This window comes from Mesorhizobium sp. M0571 (assembly GCF_040320985.1).
Classification (GTDB): Bacteria; Pseudomonadota; Alphaproteobacteria; order Rhizobiales; family Rhizobiaceae; genus Mesorhizobium.
In genome coordinates this window covers 1-20,133 of sequence record NZ_JAMYQT010000061.1, presented here as the reverse complement: position 1 = coordinate 20,133, position 20,133 = coordinate 1, and the positions used below count along the sequence as shown (strand labels likewise).

Here is a 20,133-nt window from a genome sequence, read left to right as displayed (position 1 = left end):
ATCCGATTTTTTGTTTGATATCCCGATGCTTTCTGGGTGCGACCTACCACCCCGAATAAAAGCACGATACTATACGGTGTCCTCGTGCCGCTCTCTTGCCTGCTGAGCTTCCGGAAAAGAATTTGTGACTTCCTGTTCCGCGGTTGGCAAGATGAACTGAAAAACAGCGCCGCGAGGCTCATTCGTATCGGCCCATAGGTGGCCCCTATGGGCATCAATGATCGACCGGCAGATCGACAGCCCCATCCCGACGCCGCTGGACTTCGTGGTGTAGAAAGCCTCGAAAACTGTATCGAGATGGTCCGGATCAATGCCCGGACCTGAATCGCGCACAGACACGAGAACGCCACCGGTCTGCGCTTGCTCCGTGCTGATCGACATCTCCCGTAGCCCGGCCTGGAGCGTACTCATGGCTTCGACAGCGTTCAGGATCAGGTTCAGCACGACTTGCTGCAGTTGAACACGATCCCCCTCGACGGGAGACAGCCCCTCCGCGAGGCGGGTTCGGACCGAGACTCCATTCTCGGTGACCGCACTTCCCGCCAACAGAATCAACTCGTTGATCGCTTCATTGAGATCAAAAAGATGCTTTCGCGGAGGCGCTTTCTTGATTTGATCACGGATCCTGTCGACGATGTTTCCCGCTCGATCGGCGTCGCCCACGATAGAGGCGAGCGCTTCCCGGATTTCGCCCAGATCCGGTGGATTTCTGTCCAGAAAGTGCATGGCCGCACGGGCGTTGTTGCGTGCCGCGGCAACCGGCTGCGTGATTTCGTGAGCCAGCGAAGCAGTCAGTTCTCCCATTACGCTCAGGCGGTTCATGTGCGCGAGATCTGACTCCAGCTGACGCAGCCTCTCGCGCTCTGCCTGGGCGCGCATGAGTGCTGTCACGTCGGTGCCGGTGCCGCGATAGCCACGGAATTCTCCCTCGGCGTCAAACACTGGCTTGCCGCTGGCTTTCACATAGATGGGAGAGCCGTTACGGCGAGCGGAGCTATATACGAAGTCGCGGAACGGTTTGCGTGAATCGAGAGTTGCCTGGATAAGCCGCCACTTCTCCGGCTCCGTTTCAAGATCGAGCGCGTGATCCCAGCATCCCGTGCCCATTCGGTCAGCCGCGTACGAACCAAACGCATTCTCGGTCAGCAGCGTGAACTTGTAGTCAGGACCGATTTCCCAAAACCAATCGGAGGCGGTCTCGGCGTAGTCGCGGAACTTCGCCTCGCTCTCCCGCAATCCTTCCTCGGCGCGCATGAGCTCTTCAATATCCAGAGTCGCCCCGACCCAAAGCTGCAGCGTTCCATCGCTGGCCCGAAGGGGTTCGGTGCGAGTGAGCAGCCAGCGGTAGTTTCCTTGAGCGTCGCGGACACGATAGCTGTGCTCATAGCCCTCGCCCGTGCGCAGACTGTTCGACCAATATTTGCGGCCCTTTTCCTGGTCGTCGGGGTGCAAAAACGGGATATGGGCGTCCCACGGTACACCGATGTCGATGCCGAAACGCAAGGGATGATCCTTCGGAAGACCAAGGAAATCCCCTTGTCGTTTACTCACAAAGGTAAGGCCGCCTGATGGAGGCGCGTACCAGGTAAGCGCCGGAAGCACATTTAGGATGGTCCGTAGCTGGGCCTCGAATCTGGGTCGCTCTTCGGCCTTCTTGCCTTCATCGACATCAACCGTCACACCGTACCACTGGACGATGCGGCCTTGCTGATCCCGCAGAGGCTCAATCCTGAATTGATGCCAACGGAACTCGCCGTCCGCTCGGCGTAAGCGCGTCACCCATTGGTTCGGCGTTCCAGCGTGAATGGCTTGATAGAAAGCCCTCGCGGTTTCTGGAAAGTCATCCGGGTGGACAAGCACTTCCCAGCCAAGGCGCTTGAACCCCTCAAATCGCATCCCGCTGTAATCTAGGAGGCGCTGGTTCATGTGCGTCGGTTCGCCGGCGGGATCCGTTGACCAGAGGAAGGCTGGTACCGTTTCGAAGATTTGACGGAGCTTGTATTCGCTCTCCCGCAGCCCTTCCTCGGCGCGCTTGAACTCTTCAATATCCATAGTCGCCCCAAGCCATAGCAGTAGAGTTCCATCGCTTGCCCGAAGCGGTTCGAAGCGAGTGAGGAACCAGCGGTAGTCTCCTTGAGCGCTACGAACTCGATAACTATGCTCACCACCTTCGCCCGTGCGCAGACAGATTGACCAGTATTTGCGTGATTCTTCGTGGTCGTCCGGATGCAATAACGGGATCCAGTCGTCCCACCGTGCGTCAGTGCCGATGCCGAAACGTAGGGGATGATCTTGCGGAACACCAAGATAATCCGCAGTTCGTTTGTTCACAAAAGTGAGGGCACCGGACGGAGCCGCGTACCAGGTATATGCCGGAAGCACGTTTAGAATCGCCTGCAGCTGTGCCACGAATCTGGGCCATTCTTCGGCCTTCCTGCCTTCGGCGATGTCAACAGACAGGCCGAAAATTGCCTCCTTAGCTCCGTCACCCTTCTTTGGCATAGATCGCTCCATGGCCGCTACAGATTCGGACCTGCCTTTGTCGGAGACGCCATGTCGCAGACGATCGCTACGCCTCAGCAAAGGTGGCGGTGATCTTACCCCTTGCGCCAGAGACGGACCATAGGATCCTTTCGACCTCGGACGACTGGCGTAGCTTTCCGCGAGATGCGCCTCATAGGCGTTCTGCGGAAGCAGCCCGCAATGATCGGTCTCCTCCATGATCGGCGGCCTCCCCTATGTCTGAGTTCGAAGAACACTGGAAGCTATATGACGTCCACTTCAGCAAGTTTCATGTGCATCTCTATTTAGAATCAGAAACATCGGTGACCCACTGGTCAATTGACTCGAGCGGCAATGAGACCGGGTCCGAAACGGTAACAACGCTGATAAAGGACCTGGGCACAGCGTCTACTTGGTCACGTGGCAGGAGGCCGATGGCGAAGCGGTCGTGCATATCGAGGACTTTGGCGCGGGGCAGATCTATACGCATATTGTCTGGTGGGACCTGGCGACGAGCCCCCCAGCTTATGACGGACCATGGCCATTCGTGCAAATCTAGGCGGAGTTCCATCGTGAAATCATTCGATATCCCCTAACGCGCCGTTCGCTGCTGCGGGCTGGTGCTACAGCTGCGGTTCTATCCGGTGTCGCCAGCGCCCAAGCCGCCACGCCCTCGACGAGGCTTCGATACTCCATTCTCGACCCAAATCTTCCAGGAAACATTGTTCCGGCCCTGAAGACGGCAATCGCAAAGATGCTGGCTTTGCCACCGTCGGATCCGCGGAACTGGTACCGAATGCCAATTGTTCATGCACTCGATTGCCCCCATGGGAACTCGTGGCTTCTACCTTGAGCCTTCGTTCGAGGCCATCTGCCGTGAACTGTCGGGAGACGCCAATTTCAGTTGGGATTGGACGACCGATCCGGCCGTCCCTAGGGTCATGTTCGAAGGGGATTTGAATCAAAACGACAGCTATCAAGGGGAAACGGCTGCGCTGTTCCGTGCGGCGTTCGAGCCAATCGTCAAGGCAACCGACTTGTGGGCGGTCGTCAAAGATGCGGATGGCATGCTCGATGCGGCAAGCCCTTATTATAAATTGCCATCGCGGGCCGTCAGGTGTGCAGTTTCAAGTTCGTCAAACGTCAAAGAAGGCAGGGTCAAGTTATTGTTGCTCATCTCGTCTGGCGTTCCGAGACGGCCGAGAGGAACGTTGCGGAAGGCGGCGGCCTCCTGCTCTTGGTTGAACAAATCCGAAAGCCCTGGGGTCGCTATATGGCCCGGGCTCAGCATGTTACGGACGATTTCGTCGAAGAGAGTGCTGCCGACCGCTTGGCGTTGCGATAGTACGCGACGACCGCTGCACGGGCCGCTGCCATTGGCGATCTCTGCACCGAGGCCTGTAGATGTGGCAGCGCCGGTCACCTCGCGATCCAGCCGGTCAAATCATTCACCGTCATTCCTCCCGATTGGGAATGATTTGCCGCTCGCCCCGGTCGGCGGCGCGCCTTACAGCCTCGATGAGACGGGCGTTGTGAACAGCGTGTCCAAATCCGGGCGTGCTGTAGGTCCCCGCACGCAGATCACGGGCAAGACCAGCATAGATCTCTCCGACGTTTACCGCCGCCCCCATCAGCCCACCAGTGACTGTGGCTCGGTCGGGTGCCACGAATGGGATGTTCGAGACGAGCCTGAGGTCCCCCGCCTGGAAGCCATAAGGGTGATCGCTGGTCAAGCTGAGCCATCCTTCCGATCCCCTGATATCGAATGTGAAACGAACCTGTTCCCCCTGACCCCCGTCGAAATCGGCCGTGAACGCGGTGCCGGAGCGCGTCTTTCCGATAACGCCGACGTAGTCGGCAGTTTCGCGGACGCTCTCTTCGCCCGTCTCTGTCAGTTTGACCATGGGCCAGCGAATCTCGGTCCGGGCGTCAACCTCGACAATCTGTCCTAGGACCGCTTCCACCACATCGACCGTATGCCCGCCGCAAATGGTTAGCAGGTTGGCGCCAGAAGATGCCTTATTAAAAAAGTCATGCGCCGAGGGGACTTCTGGTCCAAATCCAAAGGTTGGCGAGACGATTCTGGCGCTTAGCGGCCGCCCGATCTTTCCAGAGGACACTAACTCGGCCGCGCGTCGTGCGGCGGGATTGTGCCGGCCTTGCAATCCGATCGCCGTGTGGTTTGAACCCACCGCGCGCGCCATCTCCTCAGTCTCTGCGACGCTGCGTCCGAGAGGCGCCTCGCAATAGACCGCTTTGCCAGCATGGAGCGCCGCCAGAACGAGCTCGCGGTGTGCGGGCACCTTGACAGCGATCGTGACGAGATCAATCCGCTCATCTCGGATCATCTCGAAGGGATCGGAAAACCAGCGCTCCGCACCGAAGGCCTTAGCTGCCTCGCGTGCGCTCTGCTCGTTGCGCGTCGCCACAGCCGCGAGCTTGAGGCCGGGAAGACCATTGATGGCCGGAATGTGCGAGACCTTCGCCCAACTTGATCTGGTGTCCGCACCGATGATTCCGACGCGAATTTCTTCATGGGTCACTGCTTTACCTTTTCATTCAAGTGATCAATTGAAATGACGTAGCCAGTACTGACGCACTGCGTCTTTCTCGGTTACTCGCTGCCGTCCTGGGTGAGGTCGAAAGTGCACATTGCCGAACGCGGACTAGCATCGCTGCCGGTCTTGCATCTCATAAGCAAGATATGCGTAGATCATGGCCACACAATCACGCTCAACCCGAACACGCTGTCCGAAATTTCCTGACAATAGGGACCCCGATGGACCGCTTCGCAAGCATCACGGCATTTGTGCGGGTCGCTGAGAGTGGCGGCTTCTCGGCTGCAGGCCGCCGCCTGAACCGGTCTAAGGCGACGGTCAGCGGCCAGGTCCAAGCGCTAGAAAATGCCGTTGGCGCGCGACTGCTGAACCGTACGACCCGGCGGATTAGCCTGACCGAGATTGGCCGTGGCTATTACGAGAGCTGCGTACAGATTCTCCAGGATCTGGAGGAGGCCGACGAAGCGGCTGGCGCACTGCAGGCTATCCCACGCGGCCAGCTCCGCGTCTATTGCCACCAGAGCATCGCCCGGTTCGTCGCACCGGTAGTCACCGATTTCCTGACCCGGCATCCTGAGGCGTCGGTGGATATTCGCATCGGATACGGGATGATCGACCTAGTGCAGGAGGCGTTCGACTTGGGGATCAGCCCGCTCTCGCCGCCCGACTCCACCCTCGTCGGACGACGCCTCGGGAGTTTGAGTCCAATTGTCTGCGGCGCTCCCGCATACCTCGAAAAGCATCCGGCACCGCAATCCCCGGCCGATCTGGCCGGCCACAACTGTCTGCGCCACCCATACGCACCACCGTCTCCAGACGAGTGGCATTTCTTGGACGCCGCCGGCAAGCCGGTGGTGGCGCGCGTATCGGGAAACCTGATCACCAGCAACCTCGAAACGATGCGCGCCGCCGCCGCGGCCGGGATCGGTCTGGTGTTGACGGTCCCGTATCTGATGGCGGACCTATTGGCCTCGGGAGCGCTAGTGCCGCTACTACCCCACTACCGAGCGCAAAGTTTTGATATAAAAGCGCTTTATCCCCATCGCCGGCACCTGAGCGCCAAGGTTCGCGTGTTTATCGACATGCTGGTAGGCCGGTTCGCCGAGCAAGAGCGCTGGCTCGAGCGAGCCTCCGGCTAGGTCATCGACGGGAAGTCCGGTTTCGCAACTTGTGCCGCTTCGTCGAGCGCATGATCGCACCGCCCGCCGTCGAGCGCTGGGCAGAGAATGTAATCAAGCGGACCATGGCGTCGTACGTTCAGGCCTGGGCCATGCTGCGCGAGGCGCGCGAATTCTTGGCCCAAGACGACGGCCGGAAAGCAGAGGTAAATCACATGGACCAGAACAGCCGGTTCGCCACCTTGGCGCACCGCAACCATGTCGCGCTTTGCGAGGCGTTGGGCGGGTTCATCTGCGCGCCAGCGGTTTCGGCGGCAAAGCTGGACCTCCATACGACCGTTGTTACACCTCGAGCAAACGTCACCAAGGAGAAAGTTGTTGAGGTCCAAGCGACGGATCGTCGTCTGTTCGGTGAGTTGGGCCGACAGTCCGTCCGTACTGTTCGCTTCCATCCGCGGGAACTCGATGACGTCGCGAACCGCATCGAACTCCTTGAGTGCCCAAAACGGGAAGACGTGCTCTCGCGACCGGCTTCGCACAGTTTCGGGGTCCCTGACGGGATTGCGGCAGAAAACGCAGGTCTTTTCTTTCTCAGATATAAGCACCAGCCAGTTGGCCACGGCCTGGCGGCAAGGTTTACTTGCGGGTTAGCACAGCGCGCACTCTCGAAGGAGAGGAGATGAAGGCTGCACTTCATGGAGGCCGAGACCTCGCCCTCGACGCACTAGGTGACCTGTCTCGCCCACGGACCCGACTTCGAGCGAACCGCCGCTGTGGCCAAGACGCGTGGATGGACACCACTATCCGGTGACGCAGCGCTTGTTCCGGTCGATGACGTCGATGCCTTCCAAGGGTGGAAGGTGACTGGCAACGACTACCTGCCGGAACCATGATCGCGGTGATCAAAGCCACTTGAACGGCAAGGCTGTGCAGACCTGCTCCATCAGGCTGTTCGAAGTCGACCGCGCGACATTCGAGCAGCGCTTCTTCGCCCGGACGGACGCCGAAAAAATCGGCGAGGACCGGAATGGAGATCAGGTTTCCAAACTCTACATATTGATTGCCGGCAGTCGTAAGCAGCTTGTCCACTTGACATCGCCGATCGACAACGGGGGATCGAACACACTATTGCAAGCTCGATCGCCGAGGACTGAGAGGACGCTACTTATGGCGCCACACTTTGTAAGCCGAGATGACAAAGATTGCCGCCAACAGCGGCAGCAGCACTTTCTCTGGCACGATGCCCAGCGACATGCCGCCAATCGACGTTCCGACGATCGATCCCATTGCTATAAGGATCACGAACGATCTGTTGCGCGCGATCACCCCAAGGAGATCCTGCGAATAGCGGGTGAAACCAACGATCATCGTCGGCAGGCTCACGGCAAGCGACATGCTGCCAGCTAGTTTTATGTCTATCCCAAAGAGCAGGACAGTGTCGGGATAAGCAATTCCCCACCGGCTACGCCCAACAGTGACGCGACCACTCCGATGACGAAACCGGCGATGACCCCAGCAATGATCAATGCTGCCCCACTGAAAGGCGGAAGGCTCGTCGCGCTCGGATCGTGGGCGAAGACCAAGACGATGGCGATAAGTAGCAGTAGCGCCGCAATCAATCATTGGGTGAAGGGCGATCTTTTGGCTGCCTCCGTGTGAGCAAGGGAGATAGCTGGCAAGGATTTCGGCCCGTCCCATTTCGGCCTGCTTGCAATGGGAGACATTCCGCCTGATTCCGAAACGATGAAATGTGAGCGAAAAATGCAACTGACAGGCATGGTATCAGGCGCGGCGCTGTTGCTCGCTTCCGCCGCGGCAGCGAACGCCCATCCGCATGTGTTTGCCGAAGCGACGCTGGACCTGACCGTCGGTCCAGACAGAACGCTCAAGTCGCTTCGGCATCTCTGGCGTTTCGACGACCTCTTTTCCAGCACCGTGCTGATGGAATTCGACAAGAATTCCGACCTTGTCCTTGATGCGAAGGAACTCGATGAAGTCGCTCTCACCGTCCATGCGTCGTTGGCCGAGTACAACTACTTTCAGATGGTGACCTTGAACGGCAAGGACGTGACGATGGCGCCACCGCCGAAGTTCAGCGTCAGCTATGAAAACGATCAACTCGTCGTCCAGTTCGAAACGCAGCCGAAGGACCCGCTGACCCTTGCTGGAAAAGTCAGCATCGGCGTCTACGACCCGACCTTCTACACGGCGATCGATTTTACCGACGACGAAAAGATTGCTGTGACTGGCCTGCCTGAAGGCTGCTCACGCGCCGTCGTGCGTCCAGATCCGGACACGGCCATCGCGCAGAACCAGAAGAGCCTGACAGACGCGTTCTTCAGTGACCCGACGGGGACCGATCTCGGCAAGATTTTCGCGACGCGCCTTGAATTGACGTGCAGCTGACCCGGAGCCGGTTCGATGGCCATGTTCCAGACGCTGGTCGAGTTCCAACGCACGATCTACCTGGCGCTGGCCGAGCAGATCAAACTGCTTTCGGCCGGCGGCGGCTGGCTGGCCTTCATGGCCTTTCTGCCGATGGGCGTGCTGTTCGGTGCGGCGCATGCCCTGACGCCGGGTCACAGCAAAGCCGTCCTGGCCACGTATTTGGCCGGTTCGGATGCAAAGGTTTCGCGCGGTCTTCTGGTGTCGCTGACGCTTTCCTTCACGCATGTGACGATCGCGGTGCTGATCGCGGCGCTCTCGTTGCCGTTGGTATCGATTGCCCTGGGCAGTGTTGGCCGCGCCCCGCTGCTGGAAGACGTCAGTCGGGGCCTGCTTGGCCTGATCGGCATTTGGATGCTCTGGCGCGCATTGAGCCACGGCCATCACCACAAGCATGAGGGCGAGGCCGTCGGCGTCATGGCCGGCCTGATCCCATGCCCGCTGACGCTTTTCGTGATGACCTTTGCGATATCCAGAGGCGTTCCGGTCGCCGGCATTCTTTTCGCAATCACCATGATGGCCGGCGTGGCGCTGACGCTGTCTTGCGTTGCGGTGCTGTCGATCCTGTTTCGGGAGCGCCTGGTACATTTCTTCGACAGCCGGCCACGCCTGTTTGATATCATATCCAGGACCATCGAAGGTATCGCCGGCCTCATTCTAGCTGGCGTAGCCGTTTGGCAAATCTCGTCGAACTAAGAGGTATTTGACCCGGGCGACCGATGCCTGATCGGCATCATGGCGAAGGGCGGAATTCGAGGATAGCGGCCCGGGATCCAAGCCATCCAGCACGCGCGGCAACAAAGAGGCGATCGAGTTCCGGTGCGAAGAGCGAGGTTCGGGCTCCGCTGGAAGTCGCCACACGTTCGACCGGCCCGAGCCCTTTTGGGCTGCGCTGCACAACATCGATCGCGCCGTCTCCGCAGCTCACATAGATTCGATCGCGCTTGCCGTCGAAGAAAACATCGTCAGCATCGCCGCATGTATCGAGGCTCGCGGTCACCGCACCACTTGCCGGATCCAGCAGAGCAAGCTTTGCCGGACAGCGGAACACAACTGCAAGCCGGCCCCCCGCGCTGTCGAGCGCCATCGGAAAATTCGCCGCCAGGCCTGGCAATTTCCAGGTGGCCACCTGCTTGCGCGATTTGAGGTCGACGACGGCGATCTGCCCGGCGTCCGGCACATTCGCGAACACCCGGGTCATCTTGGAGTCAAGCTGAAAGCTTTCGGGATGGCCGGCCAGTCTTATGTCTTCAAGCTTGGCTTGGGTCACAGGATCGAGGATGGCCAATCCGCCATCACCATATCCGACAAAAACATGGCCGGAAGACGGATCGATGCGGACATTGTCCGCGTCGTTGCCGAGAGCAGTGCTTCCCAGTGACGACATATCTCCTGCATGAAAGAACCGAACGGACCCGTCGCCGCCATTGGCAACGGCGACCACGTCCTGATCGGCAAGATATGCGACGCCCTGCGGCTCCTTCAGGCCGGTGATCCTATGGAGGATCTTACCGGTGTGAAGGTCGACAACATCGACGCTGTCGTTACCGAGTTCGGCGACGAACAGCCGCCTCCCAACACGATCGATCGCCATGTGATCGATGCGGCCCGAGACGTTTTCGAGCGGGATTGTTCGCTCGAGGATCAGAGGCGGCTCCGCCGCAGCCGGGCCGACTGAGCATACGATCAGGCGGATCGTGGCGATGAGCCCAAGGGCCACACTGGCGGCGCGCACTGGACCCGATCCTAGCTGTTCGCGAGGTTCATCTTGTCGAGAGCCGCCTTGAGGCCGCGCGCAAGCTTGGCGGCGTCGTCATTGGCCCAGAAATGCATGAAGAAGAGCCGCGGCTGCTCATCGATCATGTGGCTATGCAGTGCCGTGATCTCGATGCCGCTGTCTTGCAAGGCTTTGAGGACAGGATTGACCTCCGATGCGATCAATACAAAATCGCCCGTGATCGCCGCCTTGCCTCCTCCGGTTGACTGGAAGTTGATGGCAATGGCGGTACCCATGGACACTGGGACCGTCATGCCGCCGTCCGTGATCGTTTCGGCTCGTGGGATAGTGAACTGATAAACTCCGCCATTGGCCTTGCCTTTATGACCAATAGCCTGGTCGACGGCCGCCGTGTCGAACTCGATCTGCTGGGGGGCGGGTTGCGGCTGTTCGGCACCGGACGCGGCATTCTCCATCGGTGTCTTGCTCAGCGCCAACCCGGCATGAAGCGCCGTGGCGAGCGTGGCCGGGTCGCCCTGGCCAAAGACGTGCATGTACAGCGTCATTGGCTCCGCGCGCAGCAAATGGTTGTGCAACGCTGTGATCTCGATCCCACCTGCTTGAAGCTTCTTCATGACCGGGTTCACCTCGTCCTGCGTCAGAACGAGGTCACCCATGACCATGGCCTGATTCCCCATTGGTTCGAACGCTATCCAGCCTCCGAGGGCAAATCCTGGCTTCAAGGATACGCCATCGAGCGATACTTTCAGGTCGGTTCGTGGCAAGCCAACTCTATAGACGCCGTCGGCCTGCGTGGTTCCTCCTTTTCCCAGCGCCTTTCCGACCTGGCTCCAATCCAGATTGGCGGCGAACGAGGGGGTGACGAGGGTTGCGGCAGCAATGAGAACTGCCAAGCGGGTCGATAGTGTCATGGCGGTATTCCTCTTTCTTCACTGCGAATTGATCAGTCGGCCGTGATCTTCGGCATAGAGACAGGTGCGGTATTCGACGGCTGGATTGGTTACGGCGTATCTGCCATCGCCTGCGCTGGGGCAGGATGCGCGTCGCCCTTCGGCAGGACTGCCGAGGCGATACTGGTCGGGAGCGGCAGCGGTCGCTCGAAAATGCCAAGGAGCGGCATCACGACCAGGAAATGGAAGAAGTAATAGAACGTGCCGACGCGGCCGATGAGAACGAAAAAGCCCTCCGGCTTATTGGCGCCGACCCAGCCCAAAACGATGACGTCGATGACCAGGAGCCAGAAGACCCATTTGTAGATTGGCCGGAAGCGGGCACTGCGGACCTTCGATATGTCCAACCAGGGTAGGACGAAGAGGACCCCCACCGCCGAGAACATGGCGATTACGCCGGCAAGCTTGTTCGGGATCGAGCGCAAGATTGCGTAGAACGGCAGGAAATACCATTGCGGCACGACCTCGGCGGGCGTTCGCAGTGGATTGGCCGGGATGAAGGCGTCGGTGGAATTCAGGTAGTTCGGCAGGTAGAAGACGAAGAAGGCGAACACCAGCAGGAAAGCCGCCAAGCCGAGCAGGTCTTTGACCGTGTAGTAGGGGTGGAAGGGGATGCTATCTCCCGGCCCGTTGCGGTCGATGCCGAGCGGATTGTTGGAACCCTGCCGATGCAACGCGACGAGATGCAGCATTACGACGCCGACGATGACGAACGGCAGGAGGTAGTGCAGGGCATAGAAGCGCTGCAGCGTCGGATTATCGACGGAGTACCCGCCCCAAAGCCAGGTGACGATGCTCTCTCCCACAACCGGAATTGCGGAGAACAGGTTGGTGATCACCGTAGCGCCCCAAAACCCCATCTGGCTCCATGGCAGGACATAGCCAAAGAAGGCGGTCGCCATCATCAGCAGCAGGATGACGACTCCGAGCATCCACAACAGTTCGCGCGGCGCCTTGTATGAGCCGTAGTAAAGGCCGCGAAAAATATGGATGTAGGTCGCGATGAAGAAGAACGATGCGCCGTTCAGGTGGATGTAGCGGATCATCCACCCGTAATTGACGTCGCGCATGATGTGCTCGACGGAGCCGAAAGCGAGGTTCGAATCCGCTGTGTAGTGCATTGCGAGCACGACGCCGGTGAAGATCATGACGACCAGCATGAACCCGGCCAGCGAACCGAAATTCCACAAATAGTTCAGATTTCTTGGGGTCGGATAGTCGTTCAGTTCATGATTGACGAAGGTGAAAACCGGCAAGCGGTGGTCGATCCACCGAACGACGCGGTTGCTTGGCTGACGTCCTGCGACGTCCTCATTCGATTGGTCTACCATTCCGTGTCCTCTGCTCAGGCCGCCGGCTTCGTGACGGGTGGCCAGCTGTGCGTTTCCGCTCTGCGGCCCGAAGCCCACGCGTAGAGCGCGTCGTAAATGACGAAGCCGTGCTTCAGCACCTCGTGGTCGTCAGGCGTCAGGTCCCGCAAACCCATGGAGATCGCGAGCAATCCTGCCGACTGTGGCGTGAGATCGTGCCGGTCCGTGTCGGCGCCGCGCACGATCGCGGCAATGGTCACGATCGCCGGATCGCGATCGAGACCGTGTTTGGAAACGAAGGTGTCGAAACTGCAGCCGTCACCGACATGGGTGAATTCGACGCCGGGCACGTCATAGGGCGTCGCGCCCGTTTCCCGGGCAACACGGATCACCTGGTCAGGCGCCACGAACAGAAACTCCGGTTCCTTGTCGATGAAGCGCGCAATCAGCCAGGGGCAGGCAATGCGGTCGATGACCGGACGTTCGCGTGTAACCCATTTCATGACACAATCCTTTCTTCGCTCACCACCAGAGGGACAGTTGGCGCGCCGATCGCATGCCAGGCAGCGATGCCGTCGCCCGGCACGCTGGCATAGACCTTGTGCAACTCCGGAACGGCAAGCACGCCGGTGACCTGGGGATACCCGTTCAGCTTCGTGAGCAGCTTGTTGGTGCTGTCGAATACCAGCAATTTGCCGATGCTCATGCCAGAGATGAACAAACGACCGGTGCCGGGGTCGAGGCTTTGATAATCGAAGCGGTCGATCTTCGGCCCGAGCGGCACATCGCGCTCCAGCGCGAAGAACTTGTCCGCGGAAGGTGGAGGGGCCGCGAGCGTCGGCACGGAAGCCATGCCTCCGCCCGCGACTTCCAATCCAGCAAGCAGGGCGCGCCACACGCGCGCCGTCTTCAAACGCATCATGAATGACGTGCCTTCCGTGTTTTGCGCCCTCGCTGAAAGTTACCCTTCGCGACTGTAGCCCTCATAGAGCTTGGCTGCATTCTCCCACCGGATCGCTTCCATGTAGACGTCGACATAAGAGGCGGCCTTAGCGCCGTAATCCATATGATAGGCGTGCTCGTACATGTCGAGGACAAGCACAGGGCGCCCCCCCGCCAAAGTCGTCGTATGATCGGAGGCCCATTGGTTGACCAGCCGCTTGTCGCGCGGCGAATAGGCGAGGATTACCCAGCCCGACCCACCGCCCTCGGCTTTGCCCATAGCCGCGAATTCGGTTCGCCACTGGTCCACGCTGCCAAAGTCCTTCGTGATCGCGTCCGCCAGAGCCCCCTTCGGCGCACCGCCGCCGCCGAGACCTTGGAAATACGCTTCGTGCAGGATCATCGAGTTCGTGGCGATTAGCTCTTCCCGTTTCAAGCCGTTGATCATGAAGACGGGCGCCTTGGCGAAATCTAGTTCCGCCAATTGCGTGCCGATCGCATTGAGCCGCTTTACAGCGCCGACGTAGTTGTTCTCGTAATGGCTCACCAGCACCTTCTCGGATATGCCCTTAATGTCCTTGGGGTCGAACGGGAGCGGTTTAATCTCATAGTTCATGGGCTTGAGCCTCGAGGTGGAAGATGTTTGAGCCAGAGCTGGGCTCTCAATCAGCGTCGCCGTCGCGGCAGCGCCAACAATGAGTCCGGCATTCCGCATGAAGTCGCGTCGTTTTATTCCGTCGGTCATATGCTTACTCTCTATGGTGATGTGTAGAATCAAGCCGCGCCAGAATGGACGGCCGGCGGTTAGGTGTGAGTTTCACCTAGTAGGGGAGCGCGCCAGGCATACAGTTCGTCAGAGACGGTGATCCCGCAGCGTAGCATTCATGGTCGTCGTTGAGATGGTTAAGGTTTGAGCGATCGAGGGGCGGATTGAGATGGAGATGGTGCCAGGGCAACATGGTTGATTTTCGGCTTTTTGAGGGTTGCCGAGTCATGCCTGGCCTCAAACGCGTACAAGTTCTCGAGTGATGCTTCTGGTGTGGCATCGGTTTCCTCGCTCGGCGGCACGGCTCATCCCGTGAGGAAGCGAAAGCTATGCCCAAATGAAAAGTGATACAAGTGTTGCATTTGGATTTGTTCGTGATACGGTTCACTTATGAGTGAGGGGCAATCGCAGGAGCAGCGCTGGCTGCTCCTGATCCATCAACTGCCGAGCAAGCCCGCCTACTTCCGGGTGAAGATCTGGCGACGGTTGCAAGGCATCGGCGCGGTCGCAGTCAAAAGCACCGTTTACGCCCTGCCGGCGAATGCCGAGATGCAGGAGGATTTCGAATGGCTTCTCAAGGAGATCGTCGCTGGCGGCGGCGAGGCCATGATGTGCGAGGCACGCCTTGTCGACGGTCTTTCGGACGCCCAGGTCCGGGCGCTGTTCGACGCCGTTCGTGACGCCGACTATGCGGAGATTGTCAAGGAAGCGCGCGATCTGGCCGCAGCGATCAAGACCAACGCGACAGCGGAAAAACATGCAGAAGCGCGTTCGCAACTCGGCCGCTTGCGCAAGCGGCTCGCGGACGTCGTGACGATCGACTTCTTCGGCGCCAGCGGTCGCCTCGCCAGCGAGGGACTGATCGCCGAGCTCGAGGCACAGCTTGTAGAGGACAAGGCCATGACCAAGGAACCGAAGACGGCGGCCGAGCCGAGCGAGCTCAAGGGCCGGATCTGGGTCACGCGCCGGGACGTGTATGTCGACCGGATCGCCTGCAGCTGGCTGATCCGTCGCTTCATCGATGCCGATGCGATCATCCGCTTCGTGGCGGGCAAGGGATACGTGCCGAAGGAGGGGGAATTGCGCTTCGACATGTTCGAGGGCGAAATCACCCATGAAGGCGACCGCTGCAGCTTCGAGGTGCTGCTTGCCCGCACCGGCATTGCCGATCCGGCGCTGCAGGCCATCGCCGAGGTCGTCCACGATATCGATCTCAAGGACGGCAAGTTCAGTCGCGAAGAAACCACCGGCATTGCCAGCCTGATCGCCGGCATCGCCATGGCGAACGCCGGCGACGAGCAACGGATCGCCGAGGGCGCTTCGGTTTTTGACAACCTCTACCGATATTTCCGTTCGAAACGCGAGTGACCTGAACCATGGCCAATGCAGAGAGCACCATAAAGGCGCCAAATCGATCAAGCGACACGCCCGGCCATGGCATTTCGTTCGCTGAGGCCACACGGGTGTGGGCTCGCGTGGCCGTGCTCAGCTTCGGCGGTCCGGCCGGTCAGATCGCCATGATGCACCGCATCATCGTCGAGGAAAAACGCTGGATAGGCGAGACCCGGTTCCTGCATGCGCTCAATTACTGCACGCTGCTGCCCGGACCGGAGGCACAACAGCTTGCGATCTACATCGGCTGGCTCATGCACAAGACCAGAGGCGGCCTCGTTGCCGGTATCCTGTTCGTGCTGCCTGGTGCGATCGCCATCATGGCGTTGAGCTGGATCTATGCAATCTTCGGCAACGTCGGCGCGGTTCAGGCCCTCTTCTTCGGTTTGAAGGCGGCTGTCCTCGCCATTGTGCTGGAAGCGGTGTTGCGGATCGGCAGGCGGGCGCTCAGGAACAATGTCATGGTCGGGCTCGCGGGGGCGGCCTTCATCGCTCTCTTTTTCTTCGATGCGCCGTTTCCGTTGGTCATCTTGATCGCTGGTATCATCGGTTTCGTCGGAGGGAGATCTGGCTGGGCTTCATTCCTCTCAGGTAACGGACATGGCAAGGTCGGCGGCAAGCAGGTCGCCGATGCCGATACCGCGCTCGGCGAGGGGGTGCCGGCTCACGCCCGGCCGTCTGTCAGTTGGTCGCTGAAGATCGCGGCAGTCTTTCTGGCGCTCTGGTTGGTGCCTGTCCTTGGGCTGCTAGCATTTTTTGGCCAAGGCAATGTCTTCACCGACATCGCCATCTTCTTCTCCAAGATGGCAATGGTCACCTTCGGCGGCGCCTATGCGGTACTCGCCTATGTCGCGCAGCAGGGCGTGGACCACTATGGCTGGCTCAAGCCGGGAGAGATGCTGGACGGCCTCGGCATGGCCGAGACCACGCCGGGCCCGCTGATCATGGTCACCCAGTTTGTCGGCTTCATGGGTGCCTACCGCGCGCCGGGAGTGCTTAGCCCGCTGGTCGCCGGAACACTCGGCGGTCTGCTCACGACCTGGGTAACCTTCGTCCCCTGTTTCCTATGGATATTCCTTGGCGCGCCGTTCATGGAGACGATGCGCAGCAACAAGGCCTTATCAGCAGCGCTGTCTGCCATCACGGCGGCGGTGGTCGGTGTGATCCTGAACCTGGCGGTGTGGTTCGCGCTTCACGTGCTGTTCCGCGAACTGCATGAGGTCAGCTGGCTGGGCATGACGCTGGACGTGCCGGTGTTCAACTCCATCAACCTGTCATCCCTGGTGCTGACACTCGGGGCGCTGCTCGCGGTATTCCGTTTCAAGATCGGCATGATCCCCGTGTTGGCGGCATGCTCGATCCTCGGTGTGCTCTATGGCGTTGCAACGGGCTCGATCTAAGCCGTGGGCGCAACCACTCTGCGGCAGGAGTACCCTCGTCGTCGATCTGGCTCAAGCGGCCATAGCCGACGACATCGGCAATCAGGACGGCTGCGAGATGACGTTCCATCCCCAATCCTTCGCGGATTGTTACCCGCTTTCCAAGCTTACAGCAGGTCGCAGGTTGATGCCATTGCCGCCGCCCCTGAAAGACAGCTTTTCGGGTCTGTGTACCTTGCTGCATGAGAGCCCGAATGTCGGACAAGGGTCATTCCTTCGCCTCCAGCAGGATTCGGTACTCGGGCGGCGCCTTCAGCAAGGAGTCGATAGCGCCACCTGCTGACGTTTGCGCCGGACGCAGCCAAGTTCACGAGTGGACTCCGAAGCGGTCTATAGATCGGGCGCAGGGAAACGGCAACTTGGAAGCCTTGTTGCGTCTCAGGTCCATAAAGCGTCAGAAGATGAAAGCGCGTGGAGCCTTTCTGATACGTGGCGAATAAAGTTCCGTTCTATCCTTTGACCTCGACCGGCGATCGGCAAGAAGGTTCCGAACGGGTCGATCAGGTGTCCTCTCCTTCCACTAGTCTGCTCCGTCCTTTCTCGCCCGCTCGATGAATTTCTCCGCGACCGCTTTGCCGAGCGCGGCACCGGCCTTGTTGTCCATCGCGTAATGGATGCCGGCCCAGATGCGGGAATCGCCGGCCTCTTTGCCAACCTTGCGGATGAATTCCGCATGGCTGGGAAACAGGTACGCCAGGATCTCGCATCGGGCAGTTGAAAGAGTGGAATGGTTGGACGGATAGCTGGGAAACGGCGGCACCGCGAACAAGGGAGTGATACTCGGGTCAAGCATGTTGGGGCGCGGGTACCAATATGCGAACTTACCGTCGTTGCTTGCAATGAACGCATCGAAATGGATCGTTGCGAGCATCGCGTAAGCCCGCGCGGCGCGCGGCGCGTTCGAATCTGTCTTGTCCTCAAACATCCACTTGCTGGCATAGTCATACCAGCTGGTGAACAGGCCGGCTGGACTTTGCCAGTAGAACGCTTTGGAGCTGTTGGGGAATTTTCGCTCAAATTGTCGGACAGCATCCGTCTCAGCCTTCACGGCCGCGGACTGACAGTCGGGTGGGGCCGGCGGCCTGAATTCATCGGGCGATGCCAGCACGATCGGTTTCCAGTTGGGCATGGTTGCATTGCCTGGTTTATCTCCGACCCACTTGCACGGCCCGGTCGGGACTTTGCCGGTCCAGACAGCGTCGGAGCCATCGGCTTTTGCCCGCGCAATCACCTGCTCTGCCACTCGTCGGCCCAGTTCAAGCCCGGCGGAAGAGTCGCTCGGGAACTGGACACCGGCAAGGACACGCGACTGTGCTGCTTCTTCAGCCATTGCTTGGAACGAGGACGCCTCGTCCGGAAAGAAATGGGAAAGAATCATCGCGGCGGCTCCGGCGGCTGCCGCGTGTTCAGATGGATAGGAGGGACTCCGAGGCGTAGGCAGCGCAGTCGGTAATGTCGCATCCGCCTCGCTTGGGCGGGGGCGATTGTAGAAGTACTTCGATTCCCATGCTGCAATGGTGGCGTCGTAGATCGCCATCGTCAAATAGGTGTATATGCGGTGCGCATTGGGCGGGATCTTTTCGCCTGTAAGAAGGCGATTGTTGACGAGGTCGATCCATCGGTAACCGGGCGAGCCGGCATCCCAAAACGTGATCATCACGGCGGCCTGCGCATCGTTCTTTGCGATGATATCTCGGAGCTGCTCCAGCTCGGCTGTGGAAGTATCCGGTGGGGGCGGGACTCGGAAGTCCTTACCCGACGTGATCACCCACGTCTTCCACGTTCCAGCCTTTGGCTCTATCAGATCCGATTGGGCGAAAGCGCAGTTCACTGACAAAAGGATCACTGCGCAGGCCTTGCATAAAGCGCTGAGCATGTTTGGCCTCCATGGTTAGTCCCCGGCCCAAAGACGGACGCTTTTCTGGCTTTATATCTGCTCCGTCCTAATTTAGCGATCGCTAATTATAATGCCGGACACCGCCGGGCAAAAGGATCAAATATGCGAATAGGGCAGCGTTGTTGGTGTCACATCGGAAGACCGCTGTCTTCCTGATTTGCGGCCCGATTGCCGCTGTGACGGCGGCTGAAAATCCCTCGCGAAGTCGATGTTTGCCAACCGGCTTCTTCAGCAGGGCAACGTCAGCTTCCCAGCCCTTCGAGACGTTCCGGTTCGATTGCGGGAATGTCCGCGCTGGGTCAGATCGCGTCATGCGACGCTCGCAACTGAACGACCGCCAAAAGGGTCGAACTCGGTCGTTCAGAGCGATTTGGATGGTTTTGGCGGCGAGAGCAGCCGGCCAGGAGGAGATCCCGAACTTTGAACGAAGTTGTCGGCCGGGCGCGCCTGATACGGCCCCTCCTCTCGAACCCGACCTTCGACCCTGAACGGGGATGGTGATACACGCCCGTCCTTCTGGTATAGTGGCACGATCACCCAGCGGAGACGTTGCCATGTCTAAGCACTTCGTTCATGGGGCAGTGGTCGCATTGGGGCTGTTCGTCACCAGCGCAAGCGCCGAAACCCTGAAGCTTCCTGACAATCTGGCCGGCTTTAGTTCTGATATTGGCGAAAACTAGTTCGTCGAAAGCGATGCACGGGAGGCCTATTTCCCTCTCGCAAGCAACTTTCTGACGCAGAAGACACAGTCCTATTGCGGTGTCGCCAGCATCGTCATGGTGCTGAACGCGCTCAATGTACCGGCGCCTTCGGTTCCGGAGTACGAGCCATATCGCACTTTCACGCAGGACAATGTCCTCGATGAACGAACGGACGCCATTCTCGCCCGAGATGTTTTGGCGAAGAAAGGTATGACCCTCGATCAGATCGGTGGAATTCTTGCGACGCAGCCGGTCAAGGCAGAAGTCCATCATGCCGCCGACAGCTCAGTCGACGAGTTCCGCAAGCTGGCGAGTTCCCATCTCGGCCAGTCGAACCATTTCGTGATCGTCAACTACCTCCGCAAGGCAATCGGA

Annotated in this window: 18 protein-coding genes and 2 pseudogenes; 8 read left to right on the top strand and 12 right to left on the bottom strand. The window is 59.5% G+C overall.

From position 1 onward, the window contains the following. Nucleotides 1–69: 69 nt before the first annotated feature. Nucleotides 70–2,502, bottom strand: a complete 2,433-nt coding sequence (locus NKI85_RS33420; RefSeq protein WP_352531415.1) for a PAS domain-containing sensor histidine kinase — start codon at nt 2,500–2,502, stop codon at nt 70–72. A 412-nt stretch (nt 2,503–2,914) separates the two neighbouring features. Between NKI85_RS33420 and NKI85_RS38045 the strand changes: the two genes are divergently transcribed. Next, nucleotides 2,915–3,061 carry a MoaF-related domain-containing protein gene (locus NKI85_RS38045; protein WP_502896238.1) on the top strand — a complete coding sequence of 49 codons (147 nt, stop codon included), beginning with the start codon at nt 2,915–2,917 and terminating at the stop codon, nt 3,059–3,061. A gap of 531 nt (nt 3,062–3,592) precedes the next feature. Here NKI85_RS38045 and NKI85_RS33415 read toward each other — a convergent pair. Together NKI85_RS33415 and NKI85_RS33410 are read right to left on the bottom strand one after the other, a co-directional pair. Continuing rightward, entirely contained in the window at nt 3,593–3,925 is a 333-nt protein-coding gene (locus NKI85_RS33415; RefSeq protein ID WP_352531417.1) for an SDR family oxidoreductase, read from the bottom strand. 31 nt (nt 3,926–3,956) lie between these two features. Continuing rightward, nucleotides 3,957–5,045 (bottom strand): Gfo/Idh/MocA family protein, encoded by a 1,089-nt coding sequence (locus NKI85_RS33410; RefSeq protein WP_352780194.1) that lies wholly within the window; start codon nt 5,043–5,045, stop codon nt 3,957–3,959. 236 nt (nt 5,046–5,281) lie between these two features. Between NKI85_RS33410 and NKI85_RS33405 the strand changes: the two genes are divergently transcribed. Beyond that, the gene (locus NKI85_RS33405; RefSeq protein ID WP_352531421.1) at nt 5,282–6,199 is read left to right on the top strand and encodes a LysR family transcriptional regulator; all 918 of its coding nucleotides are present in this window, start codon (nt 5,282–5,284) and stop codon (nt 6,197–6,199) included. Here NKI85_RS33405 and NKI85_RS33400 read toward each other — a convergent pair. Beyond that, nucleotides 6,196–6,798 carry a hypothetical protein gene (locus tag NKI85_RS33400; protein ID WP_352531423.1) on the bottom strand — a complete coding sequence of 201 codons (603 nt, stop codon included), beginning with the start codon at nt 6,796–6,798 and terminating at the stop codon, nt 6,196–6,198. The genes NKI85_RS33405 and NKI85_RS33400 overlap by 4 nt on opposite strands. Nucleotides 6,799–7,339: 541 nt before the next feature. Continuing rightward, a pseudogene (locus tag NKI85_RS33395) lies at nt 7,340–7,797 on the bottom strand (TSUP family transporter); the annotation flags it as partial. A 142-nt stretch (nt 7,798–7,939) separates the two neighbouring features. Between NKI85_RS33395 and NKI85_RS33390 the strand changes: the two are divergent. Both NKI85_RS33390 and NKI85_RS33385 read left to right on the top strand, forming a co-directional pair. Beyond that, nucleotides 7,940–8,584, top strand: a complete 645-nt coding sequence (locus NKI85_RS33390; RefSeq protein WP_502900761.1) for a DUF1007 family protein — start codon at nt 7,940–7,942, stop codon at nt 8,582–8,584. A gap of 21 nt (nt 8,585–8,605) precedes the next feature. Then, nucleotides 8,606–9,319, top strand: a complete 714-nt coding sequence (locus NKI85_RS33385; RefSeq protein WP_352780196.1) for a HoxN/HupN/NixA family nickel/cobalt transporter — start codon at nt 8,606–8,608, stop codon at nt 9,317–9,319. A gap of 37 nt (nt 9,320–9,356) precedes the next feature. On the opposite strand, the gene NKI85_RS33380 is transcribed toward NKI85_RS33385, so the two are convergent. The 6 genes from NKI85_RS33380 to NKI85_RS33355 form a co-directional block, all read right to left on the bottom strand. Next, nucleotides 9,357–10,358: a YncE family protein gene (locus NKI85_RS33380; RefSeq protein ID WP_352531425.1), complete on the bottom strand. Its 1,002-nt coding sequence runs from the start codon at nt 10,356–10,358 to the stop codon at nt 9,357–9,359. An 11-nt stretch (nt 10,359–10,369) separates the two neighbouring features. Continuing rightward, nucleotides 10,370–11,272, bottom strand: coding sequence for a DUF1259 domain-containing protein (locus tag NKI85_RS33375; protein WP_352531427.1), 903 nt, complete (start codon nt 11,270–11,272; stop codon nt 10,370–10,372). Between the two features lie 89 nt (nt 11,273–11,361). Then, a complete protein-coding gene (locus tag NKI85_RS33370; protein ID WP_352531429.1) occupies nt 11,362–12,642 on the bottom strand; it encodes a cytochrome b in 1,281 nt (426 codons plus the stop codon). Between the two features lie 14 nt (nt 12,643–12,656). Then, entirely contained in the window at nt 12,657–13,124 is a 468-nt protein-coding gene (locus NKI85_RS33365; protein ID WP_352780191.1) for a chromate resistance protein ChrB domain-containing protein, read from the bottom strand. Next, nucleotides 13,121–13,543 carry a hypothetical protein gene (locus NKI85_RS33360; protein ID WP_352531433.1) on the bottom strand — a complete coding sequence of 141 codons (423 nt, stop codon included), beginning with the start codon at nt 13,541–13,543 and terminating at the stop codon, nt 13,121–13,123. The genes NKI85_RS33365 and NKI85_RS33360 overlap by 4 nt, the downstream gene beginning before the upstream one ends. A 39-nt stretch (nt 13,544–13,582) precedes the next feature. Next, nucleotides 13,583–14,179 carry a superoxide dismutase gene (locus NKI85_RS33355; protein ID WP_352531451.1) on the bottom strand — a complete coding sequence of 199 codons (597 nt, stop codon included), beginning with the start codon at nt 14,177–14,179 and terminating at the stop codon, nt 13,583–13,585. 540 nt (nt 14,180–14,719) lie between these two features. Here NKI85_RS33355 and NKI85_RS33350 point away from each other — a divergent pair. Beyond that, nucleotides 14,720–15,697 carry a chromate resistance protein ChrB domain-containing protein gene (locus tag NKI85_RS33350; RefSeq protein WP_352531435.1) on the top strand — a complete coding sequence of 326 codons (978 nt, stop codon included), beginning with the start codon at nt 14,720–14,722 and terminating at the stop codon, nt 15,695–15,697. Nucleotides 15,698–15,705: 8 nt separating this feature from the next. Then, on the top strand, nt 15,706–17,121 hold the full coding sequence (gene chrA, locus NKI85_RS33345; protein WP_352780190.1) for a chromate efflux transporter: 1,416 nt from the start codon (nt 15,706–15,708) through the stop codon (nt 17,119–17,121). A 559-nt stretch (nt 17,122–17,680) separates the two neighbouring features. Here chrA and NKI85_RS33340 read toward each other — a convergent pair. Further along, entirely contained in the window at nt 17,681–19,036 is a 1,356-nt protein-coding gene (locus NKI85_RS33340; RefSeq protein WP_352531439.1) for a phosphatase PAP2 family protein, read from the bottom strand. A 575-nt stretch (nt 19,037–19,611) separates the two neighbouring features. On the opposite strand from NKI85_RS33340, the gene NKI85_RS33335 reads away from it, so the two are divergent. Then, entirely contained in the window at nt 19,612–19,737 is a 126-nt protein-coding gene (locus tag NKI85_RS33335; protein ID WP_352780189.1) for a hypothetical protein, read from the top strand. A 24-nt stretch (nt 19,738–19,761) separates the two neighbouring features. Then, a pseudogene (locus tag NKI85_RS33330) lies at nt 19,762–20,133 on the top strand (phytochelatin synthase family protein); the annotation flags it as partial.

Excerpts from the sequence above, each read along its gene's own strand:
- NKI85_RS33420 (WP_352531415.1), bottom strand. The coding sequence starts at position 2,502 with ATGCCAAAGAAGGGTGACGGAGCTAAGGAGGCAATTTTCGGCCTGTCT.
- NKI85_RS33405 (WP_352531421.1), top strand. The coding sequence starts at position 5,282 with ATGGACCGCTTCGCAAGCATCACGGCATTTGTGCGGGTCGCTGAGAGT.
- NKI85_RS33390 (WP_502900761.1), top strand. The coding sequence starts at position 7,940 with ATGCAACTGACAGGCATGGTATCAGGCGCGGCGCTGTTGCTCGCTTCC.
- NKI85_RS33385 (WP_352780196.1), top strand. The coding sequence starts at position 8,606 with ATGTTCCAGACGCTGGTCGAGTTCCAACGCACGATCTACCTGGCGCTG.
- NKI85_RS33375 (WP_352531427.1), bottom strand. The coding sequence starts at position 11,272 with ATGACACTATCGACCCGCTTGGCAGTTCTCATTGCTGCCGCAACCCTC.
- NKI85_RS33370 (WP_352531429.1), bottom strand. The coding sequence starts at position 12,642 with ATGGTAGACCAATCGAATGAGGACGTCGCAGGACGTCAGCCAAGCAAC.
- NKI85_RS33365 (WP_352780191.1), bottom strand. The coding sequence starts at position 13,124 with ATGAAATGGGTTACACGCGAACGTCCGGTCATCGACCGCATTGCCTGC.
- NKI85_RS33360 (WP_352531433.1), bottom strand. The coding sequence starts at position 13,543 with ATGATGCGTTTGAAGACGGCGCGCGTGTGGCGCGCCCTGCTTGCTGGA.
- NKI85_RS33355 (WP_352531451.1), bottom strand. The coding sequence starts at position 14,179 with ATGAACTATGAGATTAAACCGCTCCCGTTCGACCCCAAGGACATTAAG.
- NKI85_RS33350 (WP_352531435.1), top strand. The coding sequence starts at position 14,720 with ATGAGTGAGGGGCAATCGCAGGAGCAGCGCTGGCTGCTCCTGATCCAT.
- chrA (WP_352780190.1), top strand. The coding sequence starts at position 15,706 with ATGGCCAATGCAGAGAGCACCATAAAGGCGCCAAATCGATCAAGCGAC.
- NKI85_RS33340 (WP_352531439.1), bottom strand. The coding sequence starts at position 19,036 with ATGCTCAGCGCTTTATGCAAGGCCTGCGCAGTGATCCTTTTGTCAGTG.
- NKI85_RS33335 (WP_352780189.1), top strand. The coding sequence starts at position 19,612 with ATGTCTAAGCACTTCGTTCATGGGGCAGTGGTCGCATTGGGGCTGTTC.